The organism is Phreatobacter oligotrophus, from assembly GCF_003046185.1.
Classification (GTDB): domain Bacteria; phylum Pseudomonadota; class Alphaproteobacteria; order Rhizobiales; family Phreatobacteraceae; genus Phreatobacter; species Phreatobacter oligotrophus.
In genome coordinates, this window is sequence record NZ_PZZL01000003.1 from 186,728 (window position 1) to 201,067 (window position 14,340).

The window sequence follows — 14,340 nt, forward strand, 5'->3', positions numbered from 1 at the left end:
GCTGGGATGGGGTGTCCTCGGCGGAAGTGCCGTGAGGCCAGCGAAAAACACCAGGTGCGGCGAAATGTCAATCGCGCTAAGGGCTCAGGGCTGGCAAGGGCACGACCCCGGGCACGAGAGCGCCCAAGTTTCGCCCGGAAGGCCATGCCATCACGGAGGGGGCCTCGTCGCCCGTTCGAGACAGAGATGACCCAGACCCTCACCCGCCGGAACCTGCTGACCGTCGCTGCCGCCGCTGGCCTCGCCCCGCTCCTGTCCGGGGAAAGCCGCGCCGCGACCCCGCTGCGCTTCGGCCCAGCCGCCCCCTTCTCCTACAACGCCCTGAAGCAGATGGCCGCCGCCCGCGCCGGCCGGCCCTATGTCGCCCCGCCGCGCCCGAACCCCGAGGTCGTCCGCCGCATCGACTACGATGCGCATGGCAAGCTGCGCTTCGACAAGGACAACGCGCTGTTCGGCGAGGGACCCGGCGCCTATCCCGTCACCTTCCAGCATGTCGGGCAGTACTTCCCCAAGACCGTCTCCATGCATGTGGTCCAGGGCGAGACGGCCCGCGAGATCCTCTACGACCCGCGCTACTTCACCATCGGCCCCGACCATCCCGCCTCGGCGCTGCCGGCCGAGCCCTCCGCCTTTGCCGGCCTCTGGCTGCAGGAGGCGAAGTCCGGCCCGTGGAAGACGCAGGAGCCCTGGGCCACCTGGCTCGGCGCGTCCTATTTCCGCGGCGTCGGCGAACTCGGCCAGGTCGGCCTCTCCGCCCGCGGCCTCGCGCTCGCCCCGGGCCAGGGCCCCGGGCCCGAGGAGTTCCCCGACTTCGTCGCCTTCTGGATCGCCCCGGCCGCCAGCGAGACGGATCCCGTCACGCTCTATGCGCTGATGGACTCGCCCTCTCTGTCGGGCGCCTACCGGTTCCTGTGCCGGCGCACCAATGGCGTCGTCATGGACATCGAGGCGACGCTGCATTTCCGCCAGCGGGTCACCCATCTCGGCGTCGCGCCGCTCACCTCCATGTACTGGTACTCGGAGACGACCTCGTCGCGGACCATCGACTGGCGCCCCGAGGTGCATGATTCCGACGGCCTTGCCATCTGGACCGGCGGCGGTGAGCGCATCTGGCGCCCGCTCAACAACCCGCCGCGCACCATGACCTCGAGCTTCGTCGACGAGCGCCCGCGCGGCTTCGGCCTGCTGCAGCGCGACCGCGAGTTCCTGCACTATCTCGACGGCGTGAAATACGAGAAGCGCCCCTCCGCCTGGGTTGAGCCGCAGGGGGACTGGGGCCGCGGCGCGGTGCAGCTTGTCGAGTTGAACACCGACGACGAGATCCACGACAACATCGTCGCCATGTGGGTGCCCGAGGTGCCGGGCGAACCCGGCCAGCCCCGCGAGTTCCGCTACCGCCTGCACTGGCTCGCCGACGAGCCCTACCCGACGCCGCTCGCGCGCGTGGTGGCGACCCGCCTCGGCCGCGGCGGCCAGCCGGGCCAGCCGCGCCCGCAAGGGGTGCGCAAGTTCCTGGTGGAGTTCGCCGGCGGCCCGCTGACCAGCCTGCCCAAGGGCACCCTGCCCCGTCCGGTGCTCTGGGCCTCGCGCGGCACCTTCGGCGAGTACCAGTACACCGAGGCCGTGCCGAACGACGTGCCGGGCCACTGGCGCACCCAGTTCGACCTCAAGGTCGAGGGCAACGAGCCAGTCGAGATGCGCTGCTACCTGCGCGTCGGCGACCAGGTGGCCTCGGAGAGCTGGCTCTACCAGTATCATCCGGGGGCGTGAGGCGGCCCACGGGCGCCGATAAGCGTACCTCCTGAACCTCCACCGTCATGCCCGCCCTTGTGGCGGGTATCCACGACTTGAGCACCGCATATCGAGAAGTCGTGGATGCCCGGGGCAAGCCCGGGCATGACGCGGAGAGGTGTCGCGAGACCCAACCACCACCAGCCTCCCGGCCTAAGCGCGGCGGCACCTTTCGCTCAGCCCGTCACCCCCGGCGAGGCCCGAAGCGAAAGGCGAACGCATCTTGCGTTCGCGTGAGCTTGGGCCGAGGGAAGGGGGTCCAGGGGCCGGTTCACGGCCCTTCATCCGGACGGATGGCTGGCGATCGGCAATCCTGGATCCCCTTCCCTCGCTCGCTGACGCTCGCTCGCCGGGGATGACGGCGGTGGGCGCTGGAGGCGCGCAGCGGATTTCCTCAGCTCAACCACCCGCTACTCCACTCGCACCGTCACCGAGGCGCTGCGGCCCTCGCCATCCACCACCGACAGCGTCGTGAAGCCCGGCCCGTCCGGCTGGACGTTCACCTGCCTCTGCGCGCCGAAACGCCCGGCGGGCCTCCCGTCCAGCAGCACCGTGAAGGGCGGACGGCCACCCTTGGTGTGGACCACGAGAGGGTCCATGGCGCCGCGCAGCGCACCGAGGTCGACGCGGACCCCATCCGGCGGGAAGGCGATCTTGAGGTCGCGCGTGTCGGTCGCCTCCTCCCGCGACGGCCCGAAGCGGCGAAGCGGCGCGGGCAGTTGGGCATGGGTGAGCGCCGGCGCACTCGACGGCCGCGGCGGCATGGCGGCCGGCGCGCCGAGCCGGGCGAAGGCGTCGAAGAGGATGGGGGCCGCGGCCGTGCGGCCGGTGATGCCCGGCACGGAGGACCCGTCGGGACGGCCGACCCAGACGGCAATGGTCCGACGGCCGTCGAAGCCCACGGCCCAGGCGTCGCGGAAGCCGTAGGACGTGCCGGTCTTATAGGCGAGGCGGCCGGTGATCGCGGCGTCCGGCGCCGGCGCCTCGGTGAGAATATCGCCGACATGCCAGGCTGCGGCCTCGTCCGTCACCGGACGGCCCGCCATCTGCGGCGCGCCCAGCCGCTCCACCAGCGCTGGCATCTCGCCGCCGCGGGCGAGGCCCGCATAGAGCGCCGCGAGGTCCGCGAGGCGAAGGCCGACGCCACCGAGGCCGACAGCGAGCCCCGGCACCTCGCCGCGCGGCAGTTGCGGGCGAATGCCGGCCTGTTCCAGCCGCGAGAAGAAGCGCTGCGGCCCCACCGCCTCCAGCAGCGCCACGGCCGGCACGTTCAGCGACATCTGCAGCGCCACGCGGGTCGGCACCGTGCCCTGATAGCCCCTGTCGAAATTGGCCGGCGCATAGGTGCCGAAGCGCGAGGGACGGTCCTCGATCAGCGTCTCGGGATGGGCAAGGCCCGCCTCATAGGCCATGGCGTAGATGAAGGGCTTCAGCGTCGAACCGGGGGAACGCACCGCCCGGGTCATGTCCACCGCGCCCTGCCGCTCCGTATCGAGCGGATCGGCCGCGCCGATACGGGCGATGACCTCCCCGCTCCGGTGATCGATGGCGATGAGCGCGCCGGAGAGCCGCGCGCCTTGAGCCCTCACGCGGTCGCGCAGCAGAGTCTCCAGCGCCTCCTGCGCCGTGCGATCGAAGGCCATGCGGTGGACGCGGCGGGCCGGCTCGGCGGCGATGGCCTCGTTCGCCGCATGCCAGGCGAAGGTCGGCATGGGCCGGCGTGCGACCGGCACGCGCTCGGCCTTGCCGGAGGCGACCTGCTCGGGCTTCAGCACGCCCGCCAGCAGCATCCGCTCGAGCACGCGGTCGCGGGCGCGCCGGGCCGCCTCGGGGTGGCGGTCGGGCCGCCGCGCTTCCGGCGATTGCGGGATGGCGACGAGCAGGGCCGCCTCGCCCGGCGAGAGGCGGCGCGGCTCCTTGCCGAAATAGGCGAGCGAGGCGGCGCGGATGCCCTCGACATTGCCGCCGTAAGGGGCGAGCGAGAGATAGAGGTCGAGCATCCGCGGCTTGCCGAGCTCGCGCTCCAGCCGCACGGCCCGGGCGATCTCGCGGAGTTTCACCGACAGCGAGCGCCCGTCCTCGCGCTTGTCGATGAGGCGCGCCACCTGCATGGACAGGGTCGAGCCGCCGGAGACGATGCGGCCCTGGCGCAGCCACTGGCCGGTGGCGCGGACGAGGGCGAGGGGATCGACACCGGGATGATGGGCGAAGCGCCGGTCCTCGAAGGCGGTGAGCATCTTCAGGAACAGCGGGTCCACCTCGGCGACGGCGCCGGGGAAGCGCCACATGTCGTCGTCGGTCTGGAAGGGCCGCAGCAGCCGGCCGTTGCGGTCCACCACCTCGCGCGAATAGGGCGTCGCCGCGCCGTCCGGACCCTCGCCCGCCCGGTGCAGCGCCACGAGCCCGCCCGCGCCGGCGAGCACGAGGCCGCCGGCGGCGAGCGCGAGAAGGCGGCGGCGGCCCATCAGCGGCCCGCCGTGACCTCGGTCTGGGCGGTGGCGGTGCGCGCCGCCCGCTCGGGCCGGTACATGTCCTCGATGGTGGCCGGCGGCACGAGGTAGCGCCCCGGCGTCACCGCACGGATCATGTAGGCGACCTGCCAGGTGCCGGCCGCGTCCGAGGTCCGGCTGTAGGCCGCCAGGAACCGATCGTCGCGGAAGGCCTTGTAGTCCGGCTGGACGGCTTCCGCCGGCAGCCATTTCAGCGCCGAGGTCTCGGCCGAGGCGATGAGGCTCGGATTGTCGATCTCGAAGCCGGCCGGCAGGCGGTCGACCAGCATGATCTGGCCAAGCTGGGGCTGGGCCTCCGTCACCTGCAGCACCACGACAAGCCGCGTGCCCTGGGCGACCCGGGCGATGTCGGCGGGCTGGCCGGTGAGCGTCATATAGCGCCGCTGCAGCGTGAAGCCGCTCGCCGCCGCCGGCTCCGGCGTCGCCGGCGTGCCGGTGACGGTGATGACGGCGCGCGCCGCCTCCGCGCCGGTATTCCGCAGCACGAGGCCGCTGCCGAGCTCGTCGGACCGGATCGTGCGGGCGAGCGCGCCCTCATACGGGCTGCCACCGACATCGAGGCGGATGCGCTTGGCATCCTCGATCAGCGCCTGGGCCGCCAGCACCAGCCAGACCTTCTCCTGGGTGGAGAGGTAGCGGGTCCGGCCGCGCAGGTCCTCGACCACGCGCTGGGCGTCGGCGACGATGCGGCGCGTCACCCGCGCCTCGACGCCGAGCGCCATGATGGCGGCAGCGTCCCGCAGCCGCGAGCCGTAGTCGAAGCGGCCCATGTCGGTCTGGCCGCGGGCGGTGAGCAGCGTCACCGCCGAGGCCATGACCCGCTCCGCCCGTGCCATGTCGCCCATCAGGGCGAGCGCCGCGCCAAGCTGGCCACGCGCCACCGGCGTGCCGATCTCGTTCAGCTGGGTGTCGGCGAGCCAGCGCAGCTCGGAGAGCGAACCGCGGCCGTTCCGCGCCAGCACGTAATGGGCATAGGCGAGGTCCATGCCCTTGTTGTCGCCGACGCCGTTGGTCGAGACCACGAGGGTGCGCAGCCGCTCGATGGCGAGGTTGAACGCCGTCGTCGGGATGCCGTAGCCCTTCTCCTTCGCCCGCGACAGGAAGTCCGTCACATAGGCGTCGAGCCAGGGATCCTCGTTGGCGCCGGCAGTCCACAGGCCGAAGGAGCCCGAGCCCGAGGCGCGCGACAGAATGCGCTCGATCGAGTCGGCGATGCGCTCGCGCACCGGCGTCTCAAGCCCGAGCCCGCCCTCGGCGGCCGACAGCACGTCGAGATAGAGCAGCGGCAGCGCCCGCGAGGTGATCTGCTCGGTGCAGCCGAAGGGATAGCGGTCAAGCGCCAGGATGAGGCCGGGCACGTCGATGGCCGTGGAGGGCCCGACCGAGATGGCGACCCGCGCCGAATTCGGCAGGAAGTCGCCGAGCAGGTCGTTCGACACGGTCACGGACTGGCCGGGCTCCATGGTCATCACCGTGCGCCGGGTGATGTCCGGTAGGGCCGGGCGCACGCCGAGCGCATAGCGCGAGGTGACGTCGAGCCCGTTCGGTCCGGTGAGCTGGACCGACAGGTGGCCGACGCCGAGCCCGCTCGCCGCGAGCGGCAGCGAGACCGAGCCGCGGCCGCCGCTGGCGCCGAGCTGCACCGTGGCTTCCGTCTGCGACAGGCGCAGCGGACCCTCGGGCCGCACGGTGACGCGGTAGGCGCCGGCCGGACCCTCGGCATTGACGAGGTCGAGCCGCGCCGTGGCGCTGTCGGCATGGCCGAGCACGCGCGGCAGCGTCGCCGTCACCACGACCGGATCGCGGGCGATCACGTCGCGCGACGCCGAACCGTGCTTGGTCGACGTCCAGGCCATGGCCATGAGACGGACCGTGCCGTTGAAGTCGGGGATGTCGAAAACCGCTTCCGCCGTGCCGTCTGGCCCGACGGTGAGGATGCCGGAGAACAGCGACAGCGGCTGCTGCGCCGGCGGCGCGCCGGAGAAGCGGTTGCCGGGTCCGTCGCCGCCGGAGCGGATGGAGCCGCGCACCGCCGACATGCCGTCGATCAGCAGGCCGTAGAGGTCGCGCACCTCGGCCGAGAGCCGGCGCTGGCCGAGATAGTGCTCCTCGGGCTTCGGCGGCTGGTAGTTGGTGATGGTGAGGATGCCGAGGTCGACGGCGGCGACCGTCACCCGCGCCTCCTCGCCGGGGCTGAGCCCCTCGACCTTCACCGGCACGCGCAGGGCAGTGCGCGGCGCCATCTTCTCGGGCGCGGTGAGGCTCACCTTGAGGCGGCGCGCCTCTGCATCGATGCCGAACCAGGCGAGGCCGATGGCCCGGCCGGGCATGCGCGAGGCGGCTGCGTCCAGCGGCCGGCGCACGAAAACCGTCGCATAGGCGCCGGAGCCCCAGTCGCGGCCGACCGGCACCTCGATGGTCGAGCGACCCTGCGGCACGTCCACGGTGCGCTCGGCGAGCAGCCGGTCGCCCATGACGGCGACCGTGGCCGACCCGGCGAAGCGGGAGTTGATGGCGACCGTCATGGTTTCGCCCGAGGCATAGGACGGCTTGTCGAGGCTCATCTCCAGCACATCCGGCGTATCGGCCGTGCCGCCGGCGCCATAGCCGGATTCGAAGATCACCGTGGTCATCGGCCCGGCGACATCGCCGCCCGAGGTGACCTCGAGGCGATATTTGCCCCACGGAACGGGCGCGCCGATCCGCGCCGGCGTGCCGGAAGCGGTGGCCTGCACCTCGCCATCGGCGATGCGGCGCGTGGTGACCACGGCCTGGCTCGACCAGCCGACGGACCCCCGGGTCCAGATCCAGCGCGTCTCCAGCTGCAGGAGCTGCCAGGTGAGCGGAGCGGCGCGGCGCGTGCGGCCATCCGCGGCGACCGCGATGAGCTCGAAGGAGGCCGTCTCGTTCTCGCCGATGCGGTCACCCTCGAAGAGCGGCTTGACGCCAATGAGCGGGGTGCCCGGCAGGACGGGGACCGTTGCGGTGCGCTCCACCGCACGGCCGCCGGGCTCGGCGACGCGCACCTGCAGGCGGGCCGACAGGGGCCGCGTCGTATCCTCCATCCGCGGCAGGCGGGCGGCGATGGTGGCCTTGCCGGCATCATCCGTCGTCAGGCCATCGGGCAACGGCTCGCGGTCGCGCTTCGCCTCCTCGTCGCCGAGGCCGAAGCGGAAGCCGGGGAAGTCCGGCAGGCCCGGCGTCGTCTCCATGACGACCTCGCCCTCGATGCCGAGATTGGCGCCGGGCATGCCGAAGAGGTAGCGCGCGTCGACGGTTGCGCCGAAGGGCGCGGTGCGGGCGAGGCGCTGCTCGGTGGGGGTCAACTCGAAGGCGATCCGGTCGGGCACGAAGTCCTCGACCATGAAGCGCACCTCGCCGGCCGCCGGCGCGCGCGGATCGGTGATGGCGCGGATGCGCCAGGTGCCGGTCGGCGCCGAGGAGACGATCGGGATGGGCACGGCGCGGGCGCCAGCGCCCTGGTCCTGCGTGACGATGCGGCGATATTCGACGCCATCGGGACGCTCGACCACGAGGGTGAGCGGCAGGCTCGGCACCGCATCGCCCTTGGCGTCGCGCAAGAGCGCGGTGAGATAGACCGTCTCGCCGGGCCGGTAGATGCCGCGCTCCGGCACCAGGAAGGCATCGAGCGGACCGGTGACCTCGCGTCCCGCCACGCCGCGATCCGACAGGTCGAAGGCCGGCTGGCGCAGGTTCAGGAAGGAATAGTCGCCCTGCCCCGTCTGCGCGACGAGAAGGGCGGGGGCCTGCGAGCCCTCGCCGCGGGTGAGGCCCGGGGCGAAGCGCACATGGCCGGAGGCATCGGTGCGGCCGGTGCCGAGCACCTCGTTGTTGCGGGCGAGAAGGCGCACCTCGACATCGGCCAGCGGCTTGGCCGAGTTCAGCGAATGGACATAGCCGTGGACGCCGTCGATGCCGGACAAGGCCGTAAGGCCGAGGTCGGAGACGATGAACCACTGGGCGACGCGGCCGTCGCCGCTGTAATCCTCGCCCTCGGGCGGCCGCTGGGCATTGGTCGGCTTGGCGGTGACGACATAGACGCCGGGCTCCAGCGTGCGCACCGCCTCGTCGATGGGCAGGGCCGTGGTCACGTCGGCGTTGAGGCGGTTCTCGGTCTCCAGCTTGCCCTTCCACACCGAGATGCCACGCTCGGCAATGAGCTGCTGCATCTCGAAGCTTTCGAGCGGCTTGGGGAACTCCTCCTGGATCGTCTGGGCGATGGAACGGTCGCCCATGCGGACGATCTCGACATCGACGGAGGCGAGATTGACGGTCACCACCGGCAGGCCGCGCTGGCCGGTGCGCGGCAGCACGTAGGAACGGCCGGAGAAGCGCACGGCCGGGGTGCGGTCGCGCACATAGACGGTGACGTCGATGTTGCGGGTCAGGCTCTCGCCGGGGATCTCGGAGGGCAGGCCCTCGCGGACCTGGAACGTGTAGCGCTCGCCATGGCGCAGGCCATCGACGCAGATCTGCCGGTCCTCGACCGTGATCGGCGGATTGTTCACGCCGGTCTGGCGGATATAGGGGGCGAAATCGGTGCGGCCGCGCTTCAGCGCCTCGGTGAAGACGAAGCAGGCGCGGGGGCGGGTGGCGTCGGAATCGATCTTGGTCTCGCGGAAGCGGAAGCCGTGCTGCTCGCGCAGGCGGTTATAGGCGTCGCGCGCCTCCGGCGTGTCGCGCGTCTCGACCACGAGGCGGGCGACGTCGATGGCCGGCCGCCACTGCTGCCGCGCCACCAGGACCTGGCGGATATGGGCGAGGGCGAAGGCCTCCTCGTTGCGGTTGGCCGAGCGGCGATAGGCCATGTAGGCCGCGCCCATGATGTCGTTCTGCAGCTGCTCGCGCTCGCGCCACTCATTGGTGCGGATGCCGGAGAGGGCCTGCGAGTAGCGCACCCAGGGGGCGGAATCGGTACCCGAGCGCAGCGCGATGGCTTCCCAGGCGCGGGCGGCGGCGCGGAAATCGCCACGCGTGGCGGCGGCATCGGCATCGCGGCGAATGTCGGCGATGGGGCGGCTGTCGGAGGCCTGCTTGGTGGCGATGGAGGCCTCGAACCGGCGCGCCTGCTCGGCCAGGTCGTCGCGCTGGAAGGCGCGCAGCGGCGGCAAGGCCGGAGCAGCGGGGGCGGCGGCCGGGGTCCGCTGGGGCTGGCCCTGCGCCGGCGCGGCCTCGGGGCGGCGCTGCGGCGGGGGCGGCGCCTGGGCGAGATCGATGAGTTCGGGTTCGGCCGTCTGCGCACGGGCAACGCCGAAGGGCACAAGACCCAGCACGGTGGCGACGACAAACGGCCCCGCGGCCGCCAGAAGACCTCGGATGCGCATGGTTCCTGCCCTCACTCGCGTGCCGATCGCCCCGCGGCCGCGTCATGGACTGTCCCATCCGCCCATGACGCGAACAATAAGGGCTGATACGTAATTCCCCTAAGCGGAAGGGCGGGGCGGGATCACCCCGCCATGACCGCCTTCGCCGCTGCCACGATCTTGGCCGGCGTGACCTTCACCGCATCCTCGAGCGGCGGCGAGAAGGGCACGGGAATGCGCGGCGCGCCGAGCCGGCGGGCGGCCTTCACCCGCGCCGGTCCAAGCCGCTCGATGACCGTCGAGACCACCTCGCCGCCGAAGCCCGCGGCGGTCACCGCCTCCTGCACCACCAGCAGCCGCCCCGTTTTCTCGACCGAGGCGCAGACGGCCTCCTCGTCCCACGGCCAGAGCGTGCGCAGGTCGATGACCTCGGCTGCGATGCCTTCCGCGGCGAGCGTTGCCGCGGCCTGTTCCACAGCCGGCAGGATCGCCGACCAGGAGACGAGTGTGAGGTCGCGCCCCTCGCGCACGGTCCGCGCCTTTCCGAAGGGGATCGGCTCGATGACCGGGGCCACCTCGCCGGTGAGCGGGAAGAGGTTCTTCGGATCGAAGAAGAGGACCGGATCGTCGGAGCGGATGGCGCTGACGAGGAGGCATGCCGCATCGGCCGGGGTCGAGGGCGTCACCACGATGACGCCGGGCAGGTGGACGAACCAGGCCTCCAGCATCTGGCTGTGCTGGGCAGCCGAGTTGCGCCAGATGCCATGCGGCATGCGCACCACCACCGAGGGCTTCGCCTGCCCGCCGAACATGTAGCGGATCTTGGCGATCTGGTTCACCAGCTCGTCCATGGCGCACATGACGAAGTCGAAGATGCGCATCTCGATGATCGGCCGCGTGCCGACCAGCGCCGCGCCGAGCCCGGCGCCCATGATGACGGACTCCGAGATCGGCGTTGAGACGACGCGCTCCGGCCCGAACTCGGGGAGGAAATCCTTGTACTGGCCATAGAGGCCTCCGCGGGCGACATCCTCGCCGAGCACCCAGACCCTGGGGTCGCGGCGCATCTCCTGCAGGGCGGCGAGGCGGACGGCCTCGACCAGGGTGACCGACTGCCCGCTCATGCCGAAGCTCCCGTGAAGCGCACCGCGCCGACGTCCTGAACATCCTCATAGGCGATGGCCTCGGCCGGCCAGGGCGCCGCCTTGGCATCCGCCACCGCCGCCTGCATCTCCTCGAAGGCCGCAAGCCGCACCGCATCGAGATCCGCCGCGGCGATGCCGCGCTCGGCAAGGACTCGCGCCAGCCGGTCGATGGGATCGCGCGTCTTCGCCTCCTCCACGCTCGCCGGATCGCGCCAGGCGGCGGCATCCGTCGAGGTATGGCCGGTGATGCGGAAGGTGCGGGCATGGAGGAGCCTGGGCCCCTTGCCGGCGCGCACCTCGGCGACGAGCCGGGCCGCCGCCTCGTCCACCGCCATGACGTCATTGCCGTCGACGCTCACCCCCGGAACGCCGAGGGATTCGGCACGGGCCATGACGCCCGGCCCCGCCGTCACCGTGTCCGTGGCGGTAAAGGCCGAGACGCCGTTGTCCTCGCAGATGAAGAGCACGGGCAGCTGGTAGAGCGCCGCCCAGTTCAGCCCTTCGAGGAAGGGCCCGCGGTTGATGGCGCCGTCGCCGAAGAAACAGACGGCGATGGCGCTCGAGCGCATCATCTTGAGGCCCTGCGCCGCGCCCACCGCGATGGGAATGCCGCCGGAGACGACGCCGTTCGCGCCCAGCATCCCCACCGAGAAGTCGGCAATGTGCATGGAGCCGCCCTTGCCGCGGCAATGGCCGCCCTCGCGCCCGAAGAGCTCGCGCATCATGCCCTGGACGCCCGCGCCCTTGGCGATGGCATGGCCATGGCCGCGGTGGTTCGAGGTGATGCGGTCCTCGGCGACGAGGTTGAGGCAGACGCCGGTCGCCACCCCCTCCTGGCCGATGGAGACATGGAGCGGCCCCGGCACCACGCCCTCCTTGTGGGCGTTGAGCGCCGCGGTCTCGAAGGCGCGGATGCGGCACATGGTGCCGAAGAGATCCAGCAGGCGCTGGATATTGTGCGTGCTCTGCATCGGCTGTCGTCCGGGCTGGGGTGGCGCGTCAGTAGGATTTCGGAAGGTCGAGGACCTTCTCGGCGATGAAGGAGAGGATGAGCTGCGCCGAGACGGGCGCGAGACGGGGGATCCAGGCCTCGCGCAGGTAGCGCTCGACATGGAATTCGCGGGCATAGCCCATGCCGCCAAGCGTCATCACGGCGGTTTCACAGGCGCGGTAGCCGGCCTCTGCGGCGAGATATTTGGCGGCATTGGCATGGGGGCCGCAGGGCTCGCCCCGGTCGTAGAGGGTCGCGGCCTTGAGCATCATCAGCTCGGCCGCCTCCAGCTCCATCCAGCGCTCGGCGAGCGGATGCTGGATGCCCTGGTTCTGGCCGATCGGCCGGTCGAAGACGCGGCGCTCTCTGGCATAGGCGCTGGCGCGCTTCAGCGCGGCGCGGCCGAGGCCGATGGCTTCCGCGGCGATGAGGATGCGCTCCGGGTTCAGCCCATGCAGGATGATGTCGAAGCCCTTGCCCTCCTCGCCGATCAGGTCGGCGGCGGGAACGGGCAGGCGGTCGAAGAAGACCTGGTTCGAGTCGACCGCCTTGCGGCCCATCTTGGCGATCTCGCGCACCTCGACATGGGCGCGGTCGAGGGTCGTATAGAACAGCGACAGCCCGTCGGTGCGCCGCTTCACCTCGGAGAGCGGCGTGGTGCGCGCCAGCAGCAGGATCTTGTCGGCGACCTGCGCGGTCGAGGTCCAGATCTTCTGCCCTGTCACCACATAAACGTCGCCCTGCCGCTCCGCCCGCGTCTTGAGCTTCAGCGTGTCCAGGCCGGCATCGGGCTCGGTGACGCCGAAACAGGCCTTCTCCCGGCCCTGGATGAGCGGCGGCAGCATGCGCGCCTGCTGCTCCTCCGTACCCTTCACCACCACGGGATGGAGCCCGAAAATGTTGAGGTGGATGGCCGAGGCCCCGGACATGCCGGCGCCCGAGGCGGCGATAGCCTCCATCATGATCGCGGCTTCGGTGATGCCGAGGCCCGAGCCGCCATGGGCCTCCGGCATGGCGATGCCGAGGAAGCCGGCCTCGGCGAAGGCGGCATGAAAATCGTTGGGGAAGCCGCCCTTGGTGTCGCGCTCCAGCCAGTAATCATCGCCGAAGCGGCTGCAGAGGCGGATCACCGCCTCGCGCAGGGCCTGCTGGTCGGCTGAGAGCGCAAAATCCATGGTGCTCACTGCGGCTCGATGCCGGCGTCCTTGATCATCCGTGCCCAGGTGACGAGCTGGGCGCGAACGAAGGCGTCGAGCTGGGCCGGCGTCTGGGCGAAGGCGTCGAAACCGATCTCGGCGAACTTCTTGACGAGCTCCGGATCGGTGGCGATCACGGAGATCTCGCGGTTGAGCCGCTGCACCACCTCCGCGGGCATTTTGGCTGGCCCGAAGACGCCGTTCCACGAGGTAATGTCGAAATCGGCGATGCCGGCCTCCTGCATGGAGGGCAGGTCCGGCAGGAGCTTGGAGCGCTCCGCCGTCGTCACCGCCAGGGCGCGGAGAGCGCCGGCATTCACCTGGGTCAGCGAGGAGGTGATGTCGACGAACATCATGGAGATGCGCCCGCCGATGATGTCCGTCACCGCCGGCGGGGTGGAACGATAGGGCACGTGCAGCACCTCGATCCCCGCCCGCCGCGCGAAGGTCGCCCCCGCGACGATGCCGGTGGAATTGCCGCTGGCATAGGTCAGCTTGCCGGGATTGGCCTTGGCGTGGGCGACGAGCTCGGCGACCGACTTCGCGGGGATGCGCGGATCGATCACCAGGAGGAAGGGCAGGTTGCCCATCCGCGCCACCGGCGTGAAATCGGCGACCGGGTCGTAGGGGATGGACTTCAAAAGGCTCGGATTGGCCGAATGCGACGTGTTCGTCGTCATGAACAGCGTATGGCCGTCGGGCTCGGAGCGCGCCACGAAGGTCGCCGCCACCGAGCCGTTGGCCCCCGCGCGGTTCTCAACGACCACGGAGCCGCCGAGCCGGGTGCCGAGCTGCTGGGCAACGATGCGCGCCACGGTGTCGGTGCCGCTGCCCGCGGCGAAGGGCACGATCATCGTGACGGGCCGCTCCGGGTAAGCGGCACGGGCGGGCGTCGCCGCAGCCATGGCGGCAGCCCCGGCGAGAAGCGCGCGGCGGTCGATCATGCTCATCCTCCCTCGGCCAGCCAATCAGCGGCGGCGGATGACCCGTTCCGGGTTTTCTTCGTAAGGCGGGGTGTAGATGACGAGGACGCGCACCGGCGTCTCGCTCGTCACCGTGAAGACATGCTCCATGCCGGCGGGGAAGAAGCAGGAATCGCCGGGCTGCATGGTGAAGCGCTGGCCGTCGACCTCGGCCTCGGCCGTGCCGGCGAGGAGGTAGCAGATCTGGTCGATGCCGGGATGGGCATGGGGCAGCGCGCCATTGCCGCGCTCGATCGTGCCGATCAGCATCTCGACGCTCTCGGCGCCGACCGTCTCGCGGCTGATGAGCCGGCGGTTCAGCGTGCCGGTATGGTTGGCGGGGTGGTAGCCCGGAACGTCCTCTTCGCGGACGTGGTAGCGGCGCGCGGCGCGCCCGGCCGAAGCCGTCATGGTATGCCTC

At 71.4% G+C, this 14,340-nt stretch carries 8 protein-coding genes; 1 reads left to right on the plus strand and 7 read right to left on the minus strand.

Annotated elements, in window-relative coordinates; genetic code table 11:
- The first annotated feature begins 186 nt into the window (after positions 1-186).
- Positions 187-1,770: an OpgD/OpgG family glucan biosynthesis protein gene (locus C8P69_RS08090; protein WP_108175910.1), complete on the plus strand. Its 1,584-nt coding sequence runs from the start codon at positions 187-189 to the stop codon at positions 1,768-1,770.
- A 431-nt stretch (positions 1,771-2,201) separates the two neighbouring features.
- On the opposite strand, the gene pbpC is transcribed toward C8P69_RS08090, so the two are convergent.
- The 7 genes from pbpC to C8P69_RS08125 form a co-directional block, all read right to left on the minus strand.
- A complete protein-coding gene (gene pbpC, locus C8P69_RS08095; protein WP_170118158.1) occupies positions 2,202-4,256 on the minus strand; it encodes a penicillin-binding protein 1C in 2,055 nt (684 codons plus the stop codon).
- Positions 4,256-9,145, minus strand: a complete 4,890-nt coding sequence (locus tag C8P69_RS08100) for an alpha-2-macroglobulin family protein (RefSeq protein WP_425440750.1) — start codon at positions 9,143-9,145, stop codon at positions 4,256-4,258. Before C8P69_RS08100 ends, pbpC begins: the two co-directional genes overlap by 1 nt.
- Before the next feature lie 623 nt (positions 9,146-9,768).
- Positions 9,769-10,749 carry an alpha-ketoacid dehydrogenase subunit beta gene (locus C8P69_RS08105; protein ID WP_108175916.1) on the minus strand — a complete coding sequence of 327 codons (981 nt, stop codon included), beginning with the start codon at positions 10,747-10,749 and terminating at the stop codon, positions 9,769-9,771.
- On the minus strand, positions 10,746-11,741 hold the full coding sequence (locus tag C8P69_RS08110; RefSeq protein ID WP_108175918.1) for a thiamine pyrophosphate-dependent dehydrogenase E1 component subunit alpha: 996 nt from the start codon (positions 11,739-11,741) through the stop codon (positions 10,746-10,748). The genes C8P69_RS08105 and C8P69_RS08110 overlap by 4 nt, the downstream gene beginning before the upstream one ends.
- A gap of 28 nt (positions 11,742-11,769) precedes the next feature.
- Entirely contained in the window at positions 11,770-12,936 is a 1,167-nt protein-coding gene (locus C8P69_RS08115) for an acyl-CoA dehydrogenase family protein (RefSeq protein ID WP_108175920.1), read from the minus strand.
- A 5-nt stretch (positions 12,937-12,941) separates the two neighbouring features.
- Positions 12,942-13,907: a Bug family tripartite tricarboxylate transporter substrate binding protein gene (locus tag C8P69_RS08120; protein ID WP_425440751.1), complete on the minus strand. Its 966-nt coding sequence runs from the start codon at positions 13,905-13,907 to the stop codon at positions 12,942-12,944.
- A gap of 18 nt (positions 13,908-13,925) precedes the next feature.
- The gene (locus C8P69_RS08125) at positions 13,926-14,330 is read right to left on the minus strand and encodes a cupin domain-containing protein (protein WP_108175924.1); all 405 of its coding nucleotides are present in this window, start codon (positions 14,328-14,330) and stop codon (positions 13,926-13,928) included.
- Positions 14,331-14,340 lie beyond the last annotated feature (10 nt).